This is a genomic window from Bradyrhizobium sp. USDA 4452 (genome assembly GCF_054063575.1).
The window spans coordinates 8377023-8396175 of the sequence record NZ_JBSSGK010000001.1 but is presented as its reverse complement, the minus strand read 5'-3'; the positions used below and the strand labels follow the sequence as shown (position 1 = coordinate 8396175).

General features: G+C 64.9%; 20 protein-coding genes and 1 tRNA gene. 10 read left to right on the top strand and 11 right to left on the bottom strand.

What is annotated here, in order from left to right; all coding sequences use genetic code 11:
* Positions 1 to 217: 217 nt before the first annotated feature.
* Positions 218 to 685 carry a hypothetical protein gene (locus ACVISU_RS39720; protein WP_456710564.1) on the bottom strand — a complete coding sequence of 156 codons (468 nt, stop codon included), beginning with the start codon at positions 683 to 685 and terminating at the stop codon, positions 218 to 220.
* Positions 686 to 800: 115 nt separating this feature from the next.
* Between ACVISU_RS39720 and ACVISU_RS39715 the strand changes: the two genes are divergently transcribed.
* The 5 genes from ACVISU_RS39715 to ACVISU_RS39695 all read left to right on the top strand — a co-directional run bounded on the left by ACVISU_RS39715 (position 801) and on the right by ACVISU_RS39695 (position 4909).
* Complete coding sequence (locus ACVISU_RS39715; protein WP_456710563.1) at positions 801 to 2783, top strand: lytic transglycosylase domain-containing protein; 1983 nt, start codon at positions 801 to 803, stop codon at positions 2781 to 2783.
* Between the two features lie 216 nt (positions 2784 to 2999).
* Positions 3000 to 3092 (top strand) — tRNA-Ser (locus tag ACVISU_RS39710).
* Positions 3093 to 3208: 116 nt separating this feature from the next.
* Complete coding sequence (locus tag ACVISU_RS39705; RefSeq protein ID WP_456710562.1) at positions 3209 to 3592, top strand: hypothetical protein; 384 nt, start codon at positions 3209 to 3211, stop codon at positions 3590 to 3592.
* A gap of 195 nt (positions 3593 to 3787) precedes the next feature.
* Positions 3788 to 4489, top strand: a complete 702-nt coding sequence (locus ACVISU_RS39700) for a hypothetical protein (protein WP_456710561.1) — start codon at positions 3788 to 3790, stop codon at positions 4487 to 4489.
* 126 nt (positions 4490 to 4615) lie between these two features.
* Positions 4616 to 4909 (top strand): hypothetical protein, encoded by a 294-nt coding sequence (locus ACVISU_RS39695; RefSeq protein ID WP_063695446.1) that lies wholly within the window; start codon positions 4616 to 4618, stop codon positions 4907 to 4909.
* 483 nt (positions 4910 to 5392) lie between these two features.
* Here the strand turns inward: ACVISU_RS39695 and ACVISU_RS39690 are convergent, their stop codons facing one another.
* Positions 5393 to 6301, bottom strand: coding sequence for a DMT family transporter (locus tag ACVISU_RS39690; RefSeq protein WP_050401002.1), 909 nt, complete (start codon positions 6299 to 6301; stop codon positions 5393 to 5395).
* Positions 6302 to 6397: 96 nt separating this feature from the next.
* Here ACVISU_RS39690 and ACVISU_RS39685 point away from each other — a divergent pair, with 96 nt between their 5' ends.
* A complete protein-coding gene (locus tag ACVISU_RS39685; RefSeq protein WP_050400978.1) occupies positions 6398 to 7186 on the top strand; it encodes an AraC family transcriptional regulator in 789 nt (262 codons plus the stop codon).
* On the opposite strand, the gene gcvA is transcribed toward ACVISU_RS39685, so the two are convergent.
* Positions 7177 to 8094, bottom strand: coding sequence for a transcriptional regulator GcvA (gene gcvA, locus ACVISU_RS39680; RefSeq protein WP_456710560.1), 918 nt, complete (start codon positions 8092 to 8094; stop codon positions 7177 to 7179). The two genes, ACVISU_RS39685 and gcvA, sit on opposite strands and share 10 nt — an antisense overlap.
* A 192-nt stretch (positions 8095 to 8286) precedes the next feature.
* Between gcvA and ACVISU_RS39675 the strand changes: the two genes are divergently transcribed.
* The 4 genes from ACVISU_RS39675 (at position 8287) to ACVISU_RS39660 (ending at position 11663) form a co-directional block, all read left to right on the top strand.
* Positions 8287 to 8793 carry a PaaI family thioesterase gene (locus tag ACVISU_RS39675; RefSeq protein ID WP_456710559.1) on the top strand — a complete coding sequence of 169 codons (507 nt, stop codon included), beginning with the start codon at positions 8287 to 8289 and terminating at the stop codon, positions 8791 to 8793.
* 11 nt (positions 8794 to 8804) lie between these two features.
* A complete protein-coding gene (locus ACVISU_RS39670; protein ID WP_456710558.1) occupies positions 8805 to 10052 on the top strand; it encodes an MFS transporter in 1248 nt (415 codons plus the stop codon).
* A gap of 15 nt (positions 10053 to 10067) precedes the next feature.
* Positions 10068 to 10829 (top strand): helix-turn-helix domain-containing protein, encoded by a 762-nt coding sequence (locus ACVISU_RS39665; RefSeq protein WP_456710557.1) that lies wholly within the window; start codon positions 10068 to 10070, stop codon positions 10827 to 10829.
* Between the two features lie 72 nt (positions 10830 to 10901).
* Positions 10902 to 11663, top strand: coding sequence for a sulfite exporter TauE/SafE family protein (locus ACVISU_RS39660; protein WP_456710556.1), 762 nt, complete (start codon positions 10902 to 10904; stop codon positions 11661 to 11663).
* 49 nt (positions 11664 to 11712) lie between these two features.
* Here the strand turns inward: ACVISU_RS39660 and ACVISU_RS39655 are convergent, their stop codons facing one another.
* The 8 genes from ACVISU_RS39655 to gatC all read right to left on the bottom strand — a co-directional run bounded on the left by ACVISU_RS39655 (position 11713) and on the right by gatC (position 18952).
* On the bottom strand, positions 11713 to 11979 hold the full coding sequence (locus ACVISU_RS39655) for a hypothetical protein (RefSeq protein ID WP_021078341.1): 267 nt from the start codon (positions 11977 to 11979) through the stop codon (positions 11713 to 11715).
* 1035 nt (positions 11980 to 13014) lie between these two features.
* The gene (locus ACVISU_RS39650) at positions 13015 to 13323 is read right to left on the bottom strand and encodes a hypothetical protein (protein WP_456710555.1); all 309 of its coding nucleotides are present in this window, start codon (positions 13321 to 13323) and stop codon (positions 13015 to 13017) included.
* 185 nt (positions 13324 to 13508) lie between these two features.
* Complete coding sequence (gatB, locus tag ACVISU_RS39645) at positions 13509 to 14996, bottom strand: Asp-tRNA(Asn)/Glu-tRNA(Gln) amidotransferase subunit GatB (RefSeq protein ID WP_456710554.1); 1488 nt, start codon at positions 14994 to 14996, stop codon at positions 13509 to 13511.
* A gap of 116 nt (positions 14997 to 15112) precedes the next feature.
* A complete protein-coding gene (locus ACVISU_RS39640; RefSeq protein WP_456710993.1) occupies positions 15113 to 16474 on the bottom strand; it encodes a patatin-like phospholipase family protein in 1362 nt (453 codons plus the stop codon).
* Positions 16475 to 16640: 166 nt separating this feature from the next.
* Positions 16641 to 16922 carry a hypothetical protein gene (locus ACVISU_RS39635; protein WP_456710553.1) on the bottom strand — a complete coding sequence of 94 codons (282 nt, stop codon included), beginning with the start codon at positions 16920 to 16922 and terminating at the stop codon, positions 16641 to 16643.
* A 3-nt stretch (positions 16923 to 16925) separates the two neighbouring features.
* Positions 16926 to 18401: an Asp-tRNA(Asn)/Glu-tRNA(Gln) amidotransferase subunit GatA gene (gene gatA, locus ACVISU_RS39630; protein WP_456710552.1), complete on the bottom strand. Its 1476-nt coding sequence runs from the start codon at positions 18399 to 18401 to the stop codon at positions 16926 to 16928.
* On the bottom strand, positions 18398 to 18640 hold the full coding sequence (locus ACVISU_RS39625) for a hypothetical protein (RefSeq protein ID WP_456710992.1): 243 nt from the start codon (positions 18638 to 18640) through the stop codon (positions 18398 to 18400). The genes gatA and ACVISU_RS39625 overlap by 4 nt, the downstream gene beginning before the upstream one ends.
* Before the next feature lie 24 nt (positions 18641 to 18664).
* The gene (gene gatC / locus ACVISU_RS39620) at positions 18665 to 18952 is read right to left on the bottom strand and encodes an Asp-tRNA(Asn)/Glu-tRNA(Gln) amidotransferase subunit GatC (RefSeq protein ID WP_050400986.1); all 288 of its coding nucleotides are present in this window, start codon (positions 18950 to 18952) and stop codon (positions 18665 to 18667) included.
* Between the last annotated feature and the right edge of the window lie 201 nt (positions 18953 to 19153).

Below are 19153 nucleotides of genomic sequence, written 5' to 3'. Positions count from 1 at the left end.
GCTAGGTCGACGGACCCTTTGTTATTGTCGTGCTTCGCGTCCGTGCAACCGGCACTCGGTTGATGCGAAACGCCATGAAAGGCAATTCATATCGGGTCTGGCTGACAGGCGAAAGGGCCGTACCGAACCTATTCCCAGCCGGTTCCAGCCGCGATTTTGCCGTTGTGCTGGCGCAAACAGCCGCACCGGCAGGCTTCTTAGTATTTTGTCTACGTTTTCAATCAAATAAGAACCCAGGGCCCAAACGACCAGATGATTCGGGGCCGCAGAGGACTTCTGTGATTCGTTCCGTTCGCGCAGGCACATTGCGATCGACGGCGCTGGCGACGAGCCTGGCGCTCGTGGTCGGCTTGGCCGCCATCACGGCCGATGCATGGGCCGCCGAGGATGTTCCAGCCGCAAGGCCGGCCGCCCAAGACACCGCTTCAAAGACGGCCGCCTCGAAGGACGCGACTGCCAAGGGTGCCGCCTCCAAGTCCGAAGCTTCCAAGAGCGGCACCTCGAAGCCGCATGCTTCAAAGCCGACCGCGACCAAGAACGACGAAACCAAGACCAGCGCGGCCAAGACGGGCGCGGCCAAGACGACTTCTTCGAAGTCCGGTGCCGCAAAGGCCGACGGTGCCAAGGCCGCTTCTTCCAAAACCGACGCTTCGAAGAGCGCCGCGTCAAAGAGCAGCACGTCCAAGAGCACCGCGTCCAAGTCCACTGAGGCAAAGACCACTGCGTCGAAGCCCACCTCTCCGGCTGCGACGGGAAGTCTGCCTAACAAGCCGGCGCCCGTCCGCGCCGCCGCCCCTGCGTTGGTTCCGGCGACCCGCCAGCATGCCGCGCCGATCGCGCGCAAGCCGGTGTTGCCTGCGGCCGTGGCCGCGACATCGTCGACGTCGCAGTCCGACAAGGAAGCGCTGGCAAGCGTCGTCGAGCTGCTGCGCAAGCGCAAGCCGGCGGACGCCACCGAGGCCGAGGCCTCGATCTCCGATCCGGTTGCGCGCAAGCTTGCGGAATGGCTGATCCTGCGCAGCGAGGACAATGGCGCCTCGGTCGAGCGCTACCGCGCCTTCCTCGACGCCAATCCGAGCTGGCCATCGCAGACCTTCCTGCGCCGCCGCATCGAGGCATCGCTATGGGACGACCATCGCGACGATTCCGCGGTCTGGGCCTGGTTCCAGAATGAATCGCCGGTCTCGGCCAAGGGCCGGCTCGCGCTTGCCAAGGTGATGATCGGACGCGGCGACCGCGGCAATGCCGAGCGCCTGGTGCGCGAAGCCTGGCGCAACGATCCGATGAGCGAGGACACCGAGAGCACCGCGCTCGACCTTTTCGGCTCGTTCCTGACCGCCGCCGACCACAAGGCGCGCATGGACACGATGCTCTACGGCACCGACAACGAAGCTGCCGGAATTCGCGAGGCCAAGCGGCTCGGCTCCGGCTATCTGGCGCTCGCCAAGGCGCGCATCGCGGCCAACCGCAAGGGATCGAACCTTCGCGCGCTGCTCGAGGCGGTGCCGAGCGAGCTCTCCGGCGACACCGGTTACCTGTTCGCAAAAATCCAGCTGCTCCGCCGCGAGGAGAAATTCGCCGAAGCCGCCCGCCTGATGCTGAGCGCGCCGAAGGACCCGGCGCGGCTCTACAACGTCGACGAATGGTGGGTCGAGCGCCGCCTGCTGGCGCGCAAGATGATCGACGTCGAAGAGTTTCGCACCGCCTATCTGATCGCGCGCGACGCGGCGCTGCCCGCCCGCGACATCTACAAGACCGAGCAGGAATTCACCTCGGGCTGGATCGCGCTGCGCTTTCTCAACGACCCCGCCCTCGCCGCCCAGCATTTCGCGCGGATCGGCGTCGGCAGCGCCAACCCGACCGCGCTGGCGCGTGCGGGCTATTGGCAGGGCCGCGCCGCGGAAGCCGCCGGCCGCGGCCAGGAGGCGCGCGCCGCCTACGCGCGCGCAGCCGAGCAGTCGACCAGCTATTACGGCCAGCTCGCGCGCGCCAAGCTCGGCCTGCCGCAGATCGAATTGAACAGCGCGCCGCGCGGCCGCGGCGCCGACCGGCTGGAGATCGTGCGCGCGGTCGGGCTGCTCTACGAAATCGACGCGCGCGAGCTTGCGATCCCGATCTTCGGCGACATGGGCGACAATGGCGATCCGGAAGCGCTGGCCGGCCTCGGCGAGCTCACCGCGCGCCATGGCGATGCCCGCGGCATGCTGCTGATGGGCAAGGCCGCGCTCAATCGCGGACTGCCGTTCGACCACTACGCCTACCCGGTGAACGGCATTCCATCGTTCCGCCAGGTCGGACCGGAGGTCGAGCAGAGCGTCGTCTATGCGATCGCGCGCCAGGAGAGTGCGTTCAATCCGGCGGTGGTGTCGCCGGCCCAAGCCTACGGCCTGATGCAGGTGACGCCGGACGCCGGACGCTACGTCTGCAAGCGCGCCGGCATCGGCTTCGATCTCAACCGAATGAAGACCGACCCGGTCTACAACGCAATGCTCGGCGCAGCCGAACTCGGCGGCCTGCTCGAGGACTATCGCGGCTCCTACATCCTGACCTTCGCCGCCTACAATGCCGGCCGCGGCAGCGTGAAGAAGTGGATCGAGCGCTACGGCGACCCGCGCGATCCCAAGGTCGATGCGGTCGACTGGGTCGAGCTGATTCCGTTCTCGGAGACGCGAAACTACGTCCAGCGCATCATGGAGAATCTGCAGGTCTACCGCGCCCGTTTCGGCGGCGGCACCAGATTGCAGATCGACGCTGACCTGCGCCGCGGCGCCAGCGTCGAATAGCCGCCTCGGCCGCAGCTGGGCTCCAACGCGTTTTCTAAAACTTCTTCAATACTTTACGCGATAAGTTCTGCCTTCGTTCTCGCGCAGTCCATTATCGCGACAAGGACGAGCCATTCCGACCGCCCTCATCACGATGGGGGCATTGCGAATAATCGAGCGGAAACATGCCCTTCCAAATTGACCCAGCTGACAAAATCGATGCATAAGGCTCGCACCGGAGAGGTGGCCGAGTGGCTGAAGGCAACGCTTTGCTAAAGCGTCATACGGTCTCAAGCTGTATCGAGGGTTCGAATCCCTCCCTCTCCGCCAGCCAACCTTTTCGATCTTGAGCAGAACCCGGCGCCGCCGATATCCGACCCAGCTTCGATTCCATGGTTCGCGAGCCGTCCGAGGCCCGCTGGGCTTGAACCGATAGTCACCTCCGCGTGAACGAAACATCATTCCCGGCGCCTCGAAACGAGCGCGAAACAAACCGCGCCCAGCATCTCCTGCGTTTTTCATCACCTGAATATTTCCGGAGCAAAGCCATGCACCACGATAATGGCATTCAATTCCAGGACATCGACCAGGTTTTGCGTAACGCCCAGCTTCGCCGATCCACCGATCTGGGTCCCTTGTTACGGCATGGCTTCAAATCCAACGCAGGCAGGATCGTGATCGCAACTTCACTGGCCTGCGTGATTGTCGTGCTGGCGATCGTTGCTGCCCCACGGCCGGTCTCGAGCGCTGCGCTTGGCAGCGATTGGCAATGCAGCAAGGCAGCGTTCGTCCTGACGACCTGTCGTCAAACCGACCCTGCGCGCTCGTAGCAACGGCCTCGAATGGTCGCGCCGCCAATCGGCCGGCGAAACCTTTATCCGGCGACAACGTAGCTGGACGGCCGGCCTCCTGTTCTTCCATTTTGGTGCTGCGGGCCGGCAGAGGCCGTTCGGTCTTTCCCAGTCACGAACGGCCTCGCTCCTGCGCCCATCGATGAATCGTGTCGTCGCTGAAGGCGAAGAAACATGAATGGGCCGAGCCGCGGTCTCAGGTTAGTGATCTACCTCGGACTGGCTATTGTCCTGCCTGCTGCTCAGACGCGGCCGACGGTACATGCGCGGGACGTGCGTCGTGTGGTCGACAAGGAATGCCGCGACGTCTTGCCTGCGCAGGCAAAGATAAGGGCGTGCCTCAATTTGCTCAGCGATCGGCGGCTCTCGACCGCCTATCTTGCGCCGATCAACAGCGAAATATCGAGCGCGTTCCAAAGCCTGCGGGACTACGACAATGCGATCAAATACAAGAAGATCGAGATTGAACGCGCGCAAGCCGCGGTGAAGCAACCTTCTGCGGCCGACGCACTCCCTGCAAGTTTCGGCGCGATGTCCCTGCGTTACATGGAACTCGGGACGCTCCAGGCGCTCAATCGCCTGACCAACTTCAACAGTCAGTCCGACGAAGCGCGCCGAAGCGCCGCTGAGGAGCAAGGCAACTACAACCTGGCGCTCCAGTACAACCCGATGAACTACAGGGCATATCGATACCGCGCTGAAATTCACAGCTTGTTCTGCGATAGCGCGTCTGCGGTTCTCGATATGGAGGCAGCGGTCAGATTTGCTGAAGAAGCCGGAGACGAGAATACGGCTCGAGACTACAAGCGCGTCACGCTCGACGCATGCATCCCGGCTTGGCGCCGAGAATGGCCAGCGACGTCGGCTACCCGGTGACCTTCCCGCGTGAGCCGCTGCCGTAGTCTTACGGCCCCCCTACTGGCAGGCAACTTGCGATGTATCCGTGAACGTTCGTCGCCGGCCGTTCCCGGCGTACCGAACTCGGACATTCGGAGCACGCCCATGAACATGCATCATCGTTTTGAGACAGTTCGCGCAAGCACCGGACGAGAGTCGACGGTCAGGAGGATGCTGTCCGATCTTGTGCTGGCCTGCCAGCAGATCGAAGCCGACATTGCCACCGAAGAAGCGCGCGCGGGAATTCACGACCGATCGGACACAAGGTATCCGATCCTGGCAAGGTCGCTCCATGAACGGCACGACAATCTCAAGGGAACCATCGCCACGCTCGAAAAGCGCGTCACCAGCGATCACAGCACAAGTTGGTCGCCGACGCAGCATGGCGCGATCCTTTGACCAACCTGGGCGACGGAAGAGGCATCCGCCGTCCGCCAGGCAAAGGAGCCCGCGAGAAGCAGGCCCAGCCTCCTCACCGTCCCCCGAAGCACTGCTGCTTGCCATCGTTCAGGCAGGCAGCGTGATCGAGCGATGGAGGCGCGGCGCTGACCGACGTCAGCCGCTTCCACGCGTGGATGGATCGAGATTTCGGTTCTCGCCAGGCGGGATCGGCCCGAAGCCGGGATATCGGTACCCGCCAGGCACGATCACCTCTTCGCTCGGACGGATGATGAGGTGTTGTCGCACACGCCGGTGATGCGCCGTCGCCGCGTCGGCAACCGCACTCCACAGGATCAGAAGAGGCAACGTCAAGACCAGGGCAACGCGCATCGCGATCACTCCGTTTCACCGAACAAGTGACCGCCGACCGCGACGCTCTATTCTGCCCCGGCCATTCACCTGTGATCAAAACCGCGAGATCGCCGATCCGTAGCTCGCACGTCATCGCGGATCGTGTGCGGTCTTCAGGGGCCGCGGCAAGGCCTGCGCGCAGGCAACGCCGAGCAGCGCGAGGCCGCCGCCGATGACGTGGAAGGGCCTGACCGGCTCGCCCAGCATCACGATCGCGGCCGCAGCCGTCAGCACCGGCAACAGGTTCATGAAGATCGCGCAGCGGTTCGGGCCGAGCTGCGCGACACCGCGGATCCAGAGGAACGGCAGCACCACCGAAGCCAGCGCGCCGGCATAGACGATCAGCGGCCAGGTCGCCGCGTTGACCTGACGGAGCGGCGCCGGCGTCGCGAGGAACGCGGGGAACATCACGGCCAGCGCGCACAGCGCCTGCATGTAGGTCGACTGCCACCCGGTGATCGGCAAATTCCAGCGCTTCAGCAGCACGCCATACAGCGCGTAGACGATCGCGGCCAGCAGCATCAAGGCGTCGCCCGCATGCACGCCGTTCTGCAGCAGCGACGACAATTCGCCGCCGCTGACGAGATAGACGAGGCCCGCAAACGACAGCGGCGCACCGCAGACCATGCCGAGCGTCGGCTGCTCGCCGAGTAGCCCGGCGCTGAGCCCGACCGTGAGCAGCGGCGTCAGCGCGGTGAACACGGCCATGTTGGTGGCAGTCGTGGTCTCCGCCGCGAGATAAGAAAGGCTCTGGAACAGGCACATCGCCAGGAAGCCGAGGATCGCGAGCGGCCCGAGATGCGGCCAGATCACGCGGCGATTGCGCCAGGCGGCGCGCGCCACGAACGGCGACATCAGCAGCACCGCGATCAGCAGGCGATAGAAGGTAATCGCCTGCGGACCGATCGTGTGGGCCGACAGTCGCGAGACGATGACATTGCCGGCCCACAGCACAATGGCAACGAAGGGATAGAGAAGTGCAGCATTCTTCCTAAACATGACCTGGCAGCGCATTGGTGAAGGAGGCACCAGCAACTACCTGTCGCACTGAGGTCCGTCTCACGCTAGAATGACCAGACCTAGCGAGATTGGGACATGCGAGATGAAGACGTGTTGGACGACCTGATCACACGGCACCTCGACTACCACGCCACGGCGCGGCCGATGGCGGCGATGGAGATCGATTATCCGAGCGGCGCGTCGACCGGCCTGCATGCCCATCCGCGCGGCCAGCTGCTCTACGCGATCGAAGGCGTGATGATCGTGCGCTGCGCCGAGGGCACCTGGGTGGTGCCGCCCAATCGCGCGGTGTGGCTGGTGGCCGATCTCGCGCACGAGGTCCGGATGTGCGGTGCGGTCAAGATCCGCACCGTGTTCGTCGACGCCACTGCCGTCCCTAACCTGCCGCAGACCAGTTGCGTGTTCACGGTCTCGCCGCTGTTGCGTGAATTGTTCGTCGCCGCGATGGGTGTGCCACTGGACTATGCGCCCGCGACCCCTGACGAGCGCCTGATGCGTGTGCTGCTCGACCAGCTCCGCGAAATCGATGTGCTGCCGCTGCATTTGCCGATGCCGCGCGACCAAAGGCTGGCGCGGATCTGCGCGGCGCTGGTGAACCGTCCGGACGACGCTTCCACTGCCGAGCAGTGGGCGCGCCGGCTGAAGCTGACGTCGAAGACGATCCATCGTCTGTTCGTCAGGGAGACCGGCATGACGTTCGGCGAGTGGCGCCAGCAGGCCCGCCTGCTGTTCGCGCTGGAGCGCCTCGCGCGCGGCGCACGGGTGGTCGATGTCGCGCTCGATGCTGGCTATGCCAGCCAGAGCGCCTTCAGCGCGATGTTCCGCAGGCATTTTGGGGTGCCACCGAACGGCTTCTATCGGTAGGCCGTCTCGCGTTCGGCAGGCGCCAACTGGGCCAGCGGCCCGAGTATCCATTCCCTGAATGCCGCGATCTTCGGAAGCCCCTGCCGGTTGTCGGGGCAGACGAGATAGTAGGCGAACTCCTCCAGATGCGCGGTCTCGAGCAACTGGATCAGCTCGCCGGCCTCGATCTCATTTGCGACCATCGCCGCCGGCAAAAGCCCCGCGCCCTGCCCGGTCAACACGGCCTTCAAGAGCAGGCCGCTGTCGTCGAACGACGGGCCGCGCGGCGGACGAACTTCAGCAATGCCATTGGCCTGAAACCACAGGCTCCATCCCTTGCGATCGGCATCGTGTACCTGCGGCCAGCCCGCGAGATCTGCGGGAGACGCCGGCCGCCCGAGCCGCGCAACCAGCGACGGCGCGGCCACCGCAACCATCTCGACGGTGACGACGCGGTCGCTGCGCAGCCCCGGATAGCGGCCGAGGCCGTGGCGCACCGCGAGGTCGACGCCGCTGCGCGAGAAATCGACCACCGTGTTGCTGGTGACGATCTGCAGATCGATCTCGGGATGCGTCCCCTGAAACGACGCCATGCGCGGCACCAGCCAGGCCGATGCGAAGAATGGCGTCACGCTCACCGTCAGCGTGCCGACGTCGACTGAAGCGGCGACGCGGCGCGAGGCCTCCGCGATCTGGCGAAACGCATTGCGGATCGACGGCAGATAGTCGCGCCCGGCGTCGGTGAGATAGATGCCACGCGGCACCCGCTCGAACAGCTTGACGCCGAGATGGGCCTCGAGCGTCTTGAGCATCTGGCTGACCGCGCCCGGCGTGACGCACAGCTCCTCGGCCGCGAGCTTCACCGAGAGATGGCGGGCGGCGGACTCGAACGCCTTGAGTGCGTTCAGGGGTGGAAGCCGGCTCTCCATGATTTAGATTTTCTAATCCAAGATACGCAGCAAATCTGGTTTGCCAACTTGGTCATCTGCGCGCTCAATCAGCCTATCCCAGTGCAGGAAGCTTCGTCAACGCAGAGAAATCCAAGCAAAAAGTTAGATTTTCTAATCTTTATGACGCCTCCCGCGAGGCTTTCGGCGCACTCGTGAAACCAAGGACAAGGCATGACTAACGTCCCCGATAGACTCGGCCTACGCGACATCAGCGCAGGTAGCCTCGCCAGCGGACTCGTCGACCGCATCAACGCCTCGCAAGCCGGCGCCCTGCCCGGCCTGCTGGACTTTCAATGGCTCGAAGCCGAGCGCGGCCTCGTCCGCGGCCGCTTCGAGATCGCAGCGAAGCACTTCTCGCCGCACGGGCTGTTGCACGGCGCAAGCCTGGTCGCGCTGGCGGATACCGCGTGCGGCTTCGGCTGTCTCACGTCTCTGCCGGACGGTGCGACGGGTTTCGCCACCGGCGAACTGAAGACGAACTTCATCGGCGCCGCGCGCGAAGGCGGCGTCCGCTGCGAGGCGCGCCTCGTTCATGCCGGGCGCACCACCCAGGTGTGGGACGCCGAGATCCGCAGCGAGGCAACCGGCAAGGCCATCGCGCTGTTCCGTTGCACGCAGATGCTGCGCTATCCGCCGGCCAAGGCGAGCGACCACGCACCGCAGGGAGAACGATCATGAGGAGCGCCGCCATGCACGCCGGACACCAACGCGCAAGGCCGTTCTACGGCTGGATCGTCGTCGCGGCCGCCTTTGTCGTGACATTCATCGGCTTCGGCAGCGCCTACACGTTCTCATCCTTCGTGGACTCGTTGCAGCGCGAGTTCGGCGCCTCGCGCGGCTCGGTGTCGCTGGTGTTCTCATTCGCGGGCTTCCTGTATTTCGGCCTCGGCATCGTCTCAGGTCCGCTCGCCGATCGCTGGGGCGCGCGCAGGCTGGCTGCAATTGGGATGGCGCTGGTCGGTCTCGGCATGGTGCTGGCGGGGCAAGCGCAGACCATTCTTCAGGTCTATGCCGCCTACAGCATTGGCATCGGCGTGGGCGTCGGTTGCGCATACGTTCCGACCTTGGGCGCCGTGCAGCGCTGGTTCGTCAGGCGGCGCGGTTTTGCGTCGGGCCTCGCCGTCAGCGGGATCGGCGTCGGGACACTGGTGATGCCGCCGCTCGCAACCTGGTTGATCACGAGCCTTGGCTGGCGCGATGCCTACGTCGTGCTGGGGGTCGTGGCCGTCGTTGCCGGGATCGGGGCGTCGCTCCTGATCGCCGACGATCCGCGCCGCTACGGCACCGGACCGGATGGCGATCCGCTTGATACGGCGTCAGGCACGCCGCTGCGTCAGGGTGTTTCGATCCGCCATGCGGTGCGCACCGCCCGCTTTGCCGGGCTCTATGCGGCCTGCCTAGTCAGCGCGTTCGGGGTGTTCGTACCCTTCGTGCATCTGGTGCCGTTCGCCGTCGACCATCAGGTAGCACCGACGCTCGCCGTGCTGCTGCTCGGGATGATCGGCGTCGGCAGCACCGCCGGCCGCTTCTTCCTCGGCGGCATCGCCGACCGCGTCGGCCGCGATGCGTTCCTGATCGCGATGTATCTCGGCATGGCCGCCTCGCTGGCGATCTGGGCGCTTGCCGGCACATTCTGGTCGCTGACTGTCTTCGCATTGCTGTTCGGCGTGTTCTATGGCGGCTGGGTCGCGATCCTGCCCGCCGTGGTCACCGACCATTTCGGCGGCCGTAATGTTAGCGGCATCATCGGCATCCTCTACACCAGCGTCGCTTTTGGCACGCTGCTGGGACCCAGCGCTGCCGGCTTCGCGTTCGACATCAACCACAGCTACTTCATCCCGGTGGCGATCAGCGCCGCCGCCAACCTCGTCGCCGCCCTCATCGCTCTCGCGACCATGCGAACGGCCTCGCCGATGGCTTCAATCGCCCGGCCGTGACGGTCGGTGACCCCCGTGCTACGCTCGGGGATCACCCACCATCGGCTCGAGACTGTGATCACCCGGTTCGCCATGACCAAAACCTGGAACTACCGGCGCGCCGACAGTGACGATATCGTCGAACTGGCGTCGTGGCGCGGTGCCGGCTCGCTCGGCCTCAGGCCGCACTTCCATGACGAGAGCCAGATCGTGCTGGTGCTGTCGGGGTCGCGCGCCTTTCGCATCGACGACGCGACCGTCACCGTGCCTGCCGGCCACGCCGCGCTCATCCCGGCGGGAATGCTGCATGCACCGATGGCGACACCGCGCGCGGAGACGGTTTGCTTGAACGCCTATGTTCCGGCGAATCGCGCCTGCTCGTCGCTCCGGATCGTCAATGTCGGGGACCGCTGGCGGAGTATCGAGGAAATATCGCCCGAGCACATCGGCGAGATCGCCAACGAGATACTGTCGCGCGAGCCGCCCAACTCGATCGAGCGGACCGGCAGAGCCAGGCTCGGCACTGCCCTGACCGAGAGCCTAGAGCCGATCGGCGAGATCGCCGCCAGCTTCGGGCGAAGCCGCGAAGGATTCAGCCGCATGGTGAGGCGCGAGCTCGGCGTCGCGCCGCATGCCTTCCGTCTGCTCGCCCGGCTCAATGTTGCCCGGCGGCTGCTGCGCGCCGGCGAGCCGATCGCAGCCGTTGCGGCGGATGCCGGCTTCTCGGACCAGAGCCACCTGACCCGCCTGTTCCGCCGCACCTTCGGCACGACGCCGGGCGTCTACTGGCGCGATTGAGGCGGCGTCACAGACGTTCCAGACCGGCCGCTGCTCGGCCCGCTAGCCTGCTCACCCTGCAAGGGGTGAATGATGGATACCGGGACAAGTCTTCTGCTGCTCGCGGCCGGTGGCGCGGGAGGCGTCATCAACGCATTGGCGGGCGGTGCGACACTCATCACCTTTCCGGCGATGCTCGCCGCAGGCCTGCCGGCGGTCATCGCCAATGCGTCGAATGCGGTGGCGATCTCGCCAGGGCATTTGATCGCGGCGCTCGCCGATCGCGGCAAGCTGCCGCCACCGACGCGGCGTACCGTCAGCTTCGTCGCCGTCTCCACGGTTGCAGGCGCCATCGGTGCCGGTGTCCTCTTGTTGCTTCCCGAGCGACTGTTCGTCCTGCCGGTGCCGGCCCTGATCGCATTCGCAACGCTGCTGTTTGCCTTCGCGCCGCAGATCCAGGCATGGACCGTCGGGCACCAGACCGCAGCCTTGCCATCGACCGGCGCGAGCAGTGCTGTCCTGGGATTGGCGTGCGTCTATGGAGGGTTCTTCGGTGCCGGACTCGGCGTCATCCTGACTGCGGTGCTGTCGATCACGGAACCGAGCGACATCAGGGCGATCAAGGCACTGAAGAACCTGCTCGCGACCTGCGTCTCGCTCGCCGCCACATTGATCTTCATCGCGCAGGGAGCGGTCCGGTGGCCGGAGACCTTGGTGATGCTGCTCGGCGCCATGGTCGGCGGCTATGCCGGAGGCTACCTGATCCGGATCCTGGCGGCTCGGATCGTCCGGCAGTTCGTCATCGCCAGTGGCGCGCTGATGACCGCGGTCTACGCAGGACGATACTGGTTCTAGGTGGAGCACGGGAGCCGAGGCTCCCAGCTCGATGATATCGGTGACTTGCCTAGTGCGTCGTCATCCAGGCGCGGGCTTCGCGCTGGGCGGCAGCGATCTCGACGTCGGACATCTGCTCGGCGACTTCGCGGCGGTGCGCGATCGCGTCGGTACGTCCCTTGAGCGCCGCCAGGTTGAACCATTTGTGCGCCGCGACGAGGTTGACCACGCCGGAGCGGCCGCTCGCCCAATACATGCCGCGCTCGAACAGCACGTCCTGGATTGCAGTCGCAGCAACCGGGACAGCGCTTTCCTGATCGATGACCCCCTGAAACATTGTCGTCATTCCCCTTTTTGTTGTTGGCCGCCCTCCCCCGAGCGCGGCCCCCGTCCACTGATGAAACGCCTTGTTATCCCCGCGCTGATCCTGGATCATGCGCCGCGCTGATCCCTGGATCATGCGCTCGCCGTTTGCCGGCTTGTTGGGATGATCATGGCCCATCAAATTTGAAGAGCGGTTTAAGTATCGCGATGAACGGGATGTAAATCGGGCCGGCCGGGTGCATTCCCCGGAATCGCAGAAGTGCCTGTGCCGCAGGCATTTCCGTGGATTCGTGAATGCCGGTTTACCTTGGTGCTTCGGACATCGATAACCATCGCCGACAATGGCCGCGGCGCCGTCCGGTCGCGGCCGCCGTCGCATCCGATCAGTCGATGAATTGACGGTGGGCTGCTACGACAGCCGGACGGTCCGCGAAGCCGCGGCACGGTCGCGCACGCAAAGAAACGTGAGCCCGTCAGGCCCGACGTCGATCCAGAAAATGGGATGTGGAAAGTGGCTGCCGGGCGCGGACTGCGCGGGCCGCCGGAACGAGGGGGTCGGCGAACACGTCAGGACCAGATTTCAGCTCGGCATTCTCGCCGGTGAAATTGCGGAACCGATCCGGCCCCGCACCGAACGAAGAAATCTCTGTTTCTTCTGCCGGACCGGTTTTGGGAAGGTTGCCCTCCCCGAAATACGATCCAGCCGTTTGACCTGATGTCTCGCCGACACCCTCTTTCGTCAGCCAGAGCCTTGGGGTGGGATATGCTTCTCAGCAGTCCGTCCGCTGGCTCTTGCGACGTGCCGGCGTCAAGCCGCCGGCAATCCTCTCAAGGCGAGAGGCTTACTTCTTCTTGGCGACCTTGCGGGTCTTCTTCGCAGTCTTCTTCACTGCGCTCTTCGCCTTCTTCGCCTTCTTCGCCTTCTTTGCCTTCTTAGCCATGTTGCCCTCCAGTATGTGAGATGGCTCTTACTTCGCTGCGTGCACTCGGGAATCGATATGCACTACTTCCCGAATACACCAACAGACCAAAAAAAACAGTGTCCCGCTTAAGGAAGTGTTGACGCAGCGGTGGCAGCGCGCACACCGCGCGCCGCCGATAAAATCGACGATGCATTCGCGCGACGATGCAAGAAACGCAACAGCCGCCGACATCGCCATTTGTCAACGTTGCAGGAAACGCCTTCTGTTGTAGGCTTTTCTTGAATTCGCATTGAAGCGATCGACGCGAGATCGTCGTTGCGCTGAGTCGCGAGCGAAGACGAAAAGCGGCGCGTCGCCGACGCCGAGTCGTAATTTTTGGCAACGAAAAAATTTTCGTGGGAAAGACGGCTTTTGCCTCGTTTGAGGTCGTCCAAGGCGGATTCGCGAACGAATCGCAGCTTCGTCGATTCGGCGCCGAAGCCGTCAGCGCGGTCGTCGAGCGAGGGTGTGAGGCAGGATCACGCCGCGTTCACGCGCGCGCGACGACGCCGACGGTGACGGCGCGGGAGCATGATCCGACTGGATCATGCGCCAAGGACAACATCATTGTCCTGTTCGTTCAGATGCCGAGCTTCGACTTCAAGAGGTCGTTGACCGCCTGCGGGTTCGCCTTGCCGCCCGACGACTTCATCACCTGACCGACGAACCAGCCGACCAGTTGCGGCTTCGCCTTCGCCTGCTCGACCTTGTCGGGATTGGCCGCGATGATGTCGTCGACCACCTTCTCGATCGCGCCGAGGTCGGTCACCTGCTTCATACCGCGCGTCTCGACGAGCGCGCGCGGATCGCCGCCCTCCTGCCAGACGATCTCGAACAAGTCCTTGGCGATCTTGCCGGAAATCGTTCCCTCGCCGATCAAATCGACGATCGCGGCGAGTTGCTCCGCCGACACCGGCGAGCCTGCGATCGCCACACCTTCCTTGTTGAGACGGCCGAACAGCTCGTTGATCACCCAGTTGGCAGCAAGCTTGCCGTCGCGCGCCTTGTCGGCGAGACGAGCGAGCACCGTCTCGTAGAACTCCGCGCTCTCGCGCTCGGCGACGAGCACGCCCGCATCATAGGGTGACAGGCCGAAGCCCGTAATAAAACGGGACTTCTTCTGGTCCGGCAGCTCCGGCAGCTGCGCCTTGAGTTCGTCAACGAAGGCCTGGCTGAATTCGAGCGGCAACAGATCGGGATCGGGGAAGTAACGGTAGTCGTGCGCCTCTTCCTTGGAGCGCATCGAACGCGTCTCGCCCTTGTTCGGGTCGAACAGCCGGGTTTCCTGGTCAATCGAGCCGCCGTCCTCGATGATCTCGATCTGACGCCGCGCCTCGTACTCGATCGCCTGACCGATGAAGTTGATCGAGTTCATGTTCTTGATTTCGCAGCGGGTGCCGAACGCGGTCTCGCCGTAGCGCCGCACCGAGACGTTGACATCGGCGCGCAGGCTGCCCTTCTCCATGTCGCCGTCGCAGGTGCCGAGGTAGCGCAGGATCGAACGCAGCTTGGTGACGTAGGCCTTGGCCTGCTCAGCGTCGCGGATGTCGGGCTTGGAGACGATCTCCATCAGCGCGACGCCGGAACGGTTGAGGTCGACATAGGTCATTGTCGGCGACTGATCGTGCAGCAGCTTGCCGGCGTCCTGCTCCAGATGCAGCCGCTCGATCCCGACCGTGGCGCTGCGGCCGCCGTCGAGCTCGAGCAACACCTCGCCCTCGCCCACGATCGGCGACTTGTACTGGCTGATCTGGTAGCCCTGCGGCAGGTCGGGATAGAAATAGTTCTTGCGGTCGAACACCGAGCGCAGATTGATCTTCGCATTCAGCCCGAGACCGGTGCGCACCGCCTGGCGGACGCACTCCTCGTTGATCACCGGCAGCATGCCCGGCATCGCGGCATCGACCAGCGAGACATGGGAGTTGGGCTCGCCGCCGAATGCGGTCGATGCGCCGGAGAACAGCTTCGCGTTCGAGGTGACCTGGGCATGGACCTCCATGCCGATCACGACCTCCCAATCGCCCGTGGCGCTCTTGATCAGTTTGTGAGGGGCAGCAGATGCGGTCATGGATCTCGGTTTCCGGACAGGTATTATCTGGGATGGATTGGGCTTCGCGCAACCGACAGCGCCAGTCAAGCCGCCTTGCAATCCGGTTGCGGCCCGCCCGTCGCCGGAGGCGCTGATCAGAGCCCGCGCCGGAACTGCTGATAGGCCTTGCTCGAGCGCAACGCGTCCGCGCCGCCCGTGATCAGTTGGTCGACCTGCTCGGCCGGCAGTGAAAGCCGCGTCGGGATGGCGTTCAGGATGCCGGCACGATCCGGTCCGAGCCGGTCGAAGCCGAGCCGCTCGACATAGATCGCGACATCACCGCATTTCCACCCCGTACCGACGCCGAGCCTGGAGCGATCCGCCGCCGACAGGCCGCAGCGCCAACGCTTCAGCTTGCCGGACCAGTCGCTGGCGAGCGCCGTGAACGCGGCGTAGCTGGAGCGCACGCTGGCATCGATCGCGGTGTCTGCGGCCGCCGACACGAGTTCGACACCGTTCGGCCCTTCGAGCGTCTGCACGAAATCCCCGGAGATGCCGCGGCCGGCATCGACCACCAGGAACAGGATGCGCTTCAGCTTGGCCGCCTGCCGCTCGTCGAGCGGCTCGTAGGGACGTTGCGCGGCGAGCAAGCCGATGCTGAGCCCCGACAGCCCGTAATTGTCGACCAGCCCGCCATCGAGCAGCTTGACGTAGCGCATCGAGCCGTCGCGGTAGCGCGCCTGGGCCTCGGCGTAGGACCGCAGCAACGGCTGCGCGTTCGGATCGTTGCGCACCCGATCATACCAGGGCGGCAGCGGCGCGGCGCAGCCGCCGGGATAGGTCTGCAGCACGATCGGGGCAAACGCGAGCGGCACCGCGGCCGATGCGGCCACCGCTTCGGCAACACGATAGGAGCGGATGTCGCTGCACAGCGCGTCGAACGATGTCTTGCCGAACACGAACGGCGTGCGGTTGTAGATGTCTGACGCGTTGATCCACACCCGCGGCCGGCGGTCGTCGGGCAACGCCTCGAACCGTGCGCCGTCGAACAGATTTTGATCGAGCCAGTCGGTGAACTGACTGTCGTTGACACCGCCGCCGAGCGCGCGCCCGATATTGCCGAGCGAGATCCGCGTCTTCAGTCCTTCTTCGGCATTGCGCAGCAGGAAGCGTTCGCGGAAATCAGCGAGCGCCGCACGCCGCTTCAAGCCGAAATAGGCGGCGGTAACCGATCCGCCGGAGACACCCGAGACGAAGTCGACGCGGTCGAGCAGCGTCTTGCTGCCGGCAGCGCTGGAGCGCGCCCGGTCGAGCTCTTCCAGCACGCCGAACGAAAACGCCGCCGCGCGGGTGCCGCCGCCGGAGAACGACAGCGCGAGCAGCAGGTCATCTTCATAGGTCGGATAATCGCGGGCGCTGCTGTTGTCGGCGAGCGCAGCACCGAGCGGCACGTTGCCGGGGAGATTATAGACGGACGCGCAACCGGCAAGGCCCGCTGCCACCGCTGCCACCAGCAATGCTGACAGCCATCCCCCTATGCCCGACCCACGCACGAATACTCTCTTTGCCGCTGGCCCCCGCCACGTTCCGTCAGCCTATCACGGCCAATCTGGGCGGCGGCATGGCGGCCGAAATACGGTTAATACTCGCGGTGCCACGGCACCGGCATCTGGCACCGATAGTTCAGGCCAAAAGCGCCGAGACGATCCGCTCCCACTCGGCCTCGACCGTGTCCTTTGCGACCGGCTGGCCGGCTCGGCGATACCAGTACCCGGCATTGCCGAGATCGCCCTCGACCCGATGCAGATGGGCATGCACCCAGGCCGAATTGGCGTCGCTCTCGTCCTGCACGATGCGATGCGCCTGATCCCAGTCACCCTTCCTGGCCCACCACAATGCGGCGAGCGGCGGCGACAACGCGCTATTCGGCGCAGCGTCAGCGAGACTGGCGCGGAAATCCGCCATCGCTCACCACCATCTGGGCGCCGCGAACCGGCCGGCCGCCTGCTCGATCACTTCGCCGAGCGAGAACAGCGTCTCCTCGTCGAACGGACGGCCGATCAGTTGCAGGCCGAGCGGCAAGCCTTGCGTGTCCTTGCCCGCTGGCACGGCGATACCCGGCAGGCCCGCCATGTTCACAGTCACCGTGAAGATGTCGTTGAGGTACATCTCGACCGGATCGGCGCCGCCCTTTTCGCCGATGCCGAATGCCGCCGATGGCGTCGCCGGCGTCAGGATCGCGTTCACGCCCTTGGCGAAGCAGTCCTCGAAATCCTTCTTGATCAGCGTCCGCACCTTCTGCGCGCGCAGATAGTAGGCGTCGTAGTAACCGGCCGAGAGCACATAGGTGCCGATCAGCACGCGGCGGCGCACCTCGTCGCCAAACCCATCGGCACGGCTGTTCTCGTACATCTCGATGATGTTCTTGGCCGGTTCGCGCAGCCCGTAGCGCACGCCGTCGTAGCGCGCGAGATTCGAGGAGGCCTCCGCCGGCGCCACGATGTAGTAGGCCGGCAGCGCATATTTGGTGTGCGGCAGCGACACTTCGACGAGTTCGGCGCCGGCGGCCTTCAGCCACTGCGCGCCCTCGCTCCAGAGTTTTTCGATCTCGGCCGGCATGCCGTCGAGGCGGTACTCCCTGGGAATGCCGATCTTCATGCCCTTCACGGACTTGCCGATCGCGGCTTCGTAGTCCGGCACCGCGATGTCGACCGATGTGGTGTCCTTGGGATCGTGACCTGCCATCGAGCGCATCAGGATCGCAGCATCGCGCGTCGTGCGTGCGATCGGGCCGGCCTGGTCGAGCGAGGATGCGAACGCCACGATGCCCCAGCGCGAGCAGCGGCCGTAGGTCGGCTTGATGCCGACGGTCGCGGTGAACGCGGCGGGCTGGCGGATCGAGCCGCCGGTGTCGGTTGCGGTTGCGCCCATGCAGAGCAGGGCCGCCACCGCCGAGGCCGAGCCGCCGGACGAGCCGCCTGGCACCAGCGTGGTGTTGGAACCCTCGCGACGCCACGGGTTGGTGACCGGGCCGAAGCACGAGGTCTCGTTCGACGAGCCCATTGCGAACTCGTCATTATTGAGCTTGCCGAGCAGCACCGCGCCGTCGCGCCACAGCTGCGAGGTTACCGTGGATTCGTAGGGCGGGATGAAATTGCCGAGGATCTTCGAGCACGCGGTGGTGCGGATATCGCGGGTCGCGAACAGGTCCTTGATGCCGAGCGGGATGCCGGCCAGCGGCCCGCCCTCGCCCTTTACAATTTTCTCGTCGGCGGCCTTGGCCATCTCGCGGGCACGGTCGGGCGTCTCCAGCACATAGGCATTGAGCACGCGCGCGGCTTCGATGGCGGCGAGATGCGCGTCAGTCAGCTCGACGGCGGTGAAAGACTTGCTCGCCAGGCCCTCGCGGGCCTCGGCGATCGTCAGCGATGTCAAATCGGTCATTTATTGATCGGGCTGCAGAAGAACGGAGACAGGGTCTTGTCGTGGGCGGGGTCGTCCTGCCGGGGGCTGATATTTCTCTGGACGTTTTCCCTGGCACGCTCGGCATCGAGCGCTTCGAGATGGTCGAGGACCGCATCCATCGCCGCATTGGGATCGGCGACCTTCCCCTTGCGCTCCATCGCATCGAGGAAGTCCATATAGGCCTTGTAGGCCTTTTCATCGTCGCAGAGCAGACACATCGCCATCGTCCCAGAACAGAGAAACTACTCGACCACCTTCGGCACGAGGAAGAAGTGATCGGTCGTATCGGGCGCGTTGCGAACGATGTCGTCGGCGATCTCGCCGTCATTGACCACGTCAGCGCGCTTCTTCATCTCCATCGGCGTCACCGAGGTCATCGGCTCGACGCCGTCGATATTCACCTCCGACAGCTGCTCGACAAAGGCAAGCATCGCGTTCAGCTCGCCCTGGAGGTGGGGAACTTCGGCGTCGCTGACCGCGATCCGCGCCAGATGCGCGATGCGGCGGACGGTTGTGGCGTCGACGGACATTATATAGGGCCTCGGGTCCCAAAGGTCAGGCTGAAAGGTCAGCCCGCCGTATAGCAGAGGCCGGTTTTGCGCCGCAACCGCGCGAATCCCTCGGCCCCGGGGGCTTGGGCCCCCTGCCCGGCGCCCCGGCGAGGCCTTCCGCGCGCATTCGGGACGCAAAAAGCCTGCGACGAAACCACTTTGCGGCTGCCACGAAGTGGT

Excerpts from the sequence above, each read along its gene's own strand:
- ACVISU_RS39690 (WP_050401002.1), bottom strand. The coding sequence starts at position 6,301 with ATGTTTAGGAAGAATGCTGCACTTCTCTATCCCTTCGTTGCCATTGTG.
- ACVISU_RS39670 (WP_456710558.1), top strand. The coding sequence starts at position 8,805 with ATGCACGCCGGACACCAACGCGCAAGGCCGTTCTACGGCTGGATCGTC.
- ACVISU_RS39625 (WP_456710992.1), bottom strand. The coding sequence starts at position 18,640 with ATGTGTCTGCTCTGCGACGATGAAAAGGCCTACAAGGCCTATATGGAC.
- gcvA (WP_456710560.1), bottom strand. The coding sequence starts at position 8,094 with ATGGAGAGCCGGCTTCCACCCCTGAACGCACTCAAGGCGTTCGAGTCC.
- ACVISU_RS39685 (WP_050400978.1), top strand. The coding sequence starts at position 6,398 with ATGCGAGATGAAGACGTGTTGGACGACCTGATCACACGGCACCTCGAC.
- ACVISU_RS39635 (WP_456710553.1), bottom strand. The coding sequence starts at position 16,922 with ATGGCGGATTTCCGCGCCAGTCTCGCTGACGCTGCGCCGAATAGCGCG.
- ACVISU_RS39675 (WP_456710559.1), top strand. The coding sequence starts at position 8,287 with ATGACTAACGTCCCCGATAGACTCGGCCTACGCGACATCAGCGCAGGT.
- gatB (WP_456710554.1), bottom strand. The coding sequence starts at position 14,996 with ATGACCGCATCTGCTGCCCCTCACAAACTGATCAAGAGCGCCACGGGC.
- gatA (WP_456710552.1), bottom strand. The coding sequence starts at position 18,401 with ATGACCGATTTGACATCGCTGACGATCGCCGAGGCCCGCGAGGGCCTG.
- ACVISU_RS39655 (WP_021078341.1), bottom strand. The coding sequence starts at position 11,979 with ATGTTTCAGGGGGTCATCGATCAGGAAAGCGCTGTCCCGGTTGCTGCG.
- ACVISU_RS39695 (WP_063695446.1), top strand. The coding sequence starts at position 4,616 with ATGAACATGCATCATCGTTTTGAGACAGTTCGCGCAAGCACCGGACGA.
- gatC (WP_050400986.1), bottom strand. The coding sequence starts at position 18,952 with ATGTCCGTCGACGCCACAACCGTCCGCCGCATCGCGCATCTGGCGCGG.
- ACVISU_RS39700 (WP_456710561.1), top strand. The coding sequence starts at position 3,788 with ATGAATGGGCCGAGCCGCGGTCTCAGGTTAGTGATCTACCTCGGACTG.
- ACVISU_RS39660 (WP_456710556.1), top strand. The coding sequence starts at position 10,902 with ATGGATACCGGGACAAGTCTTCTGCTGCTCGCGGCCGGTGGCGCGGGA.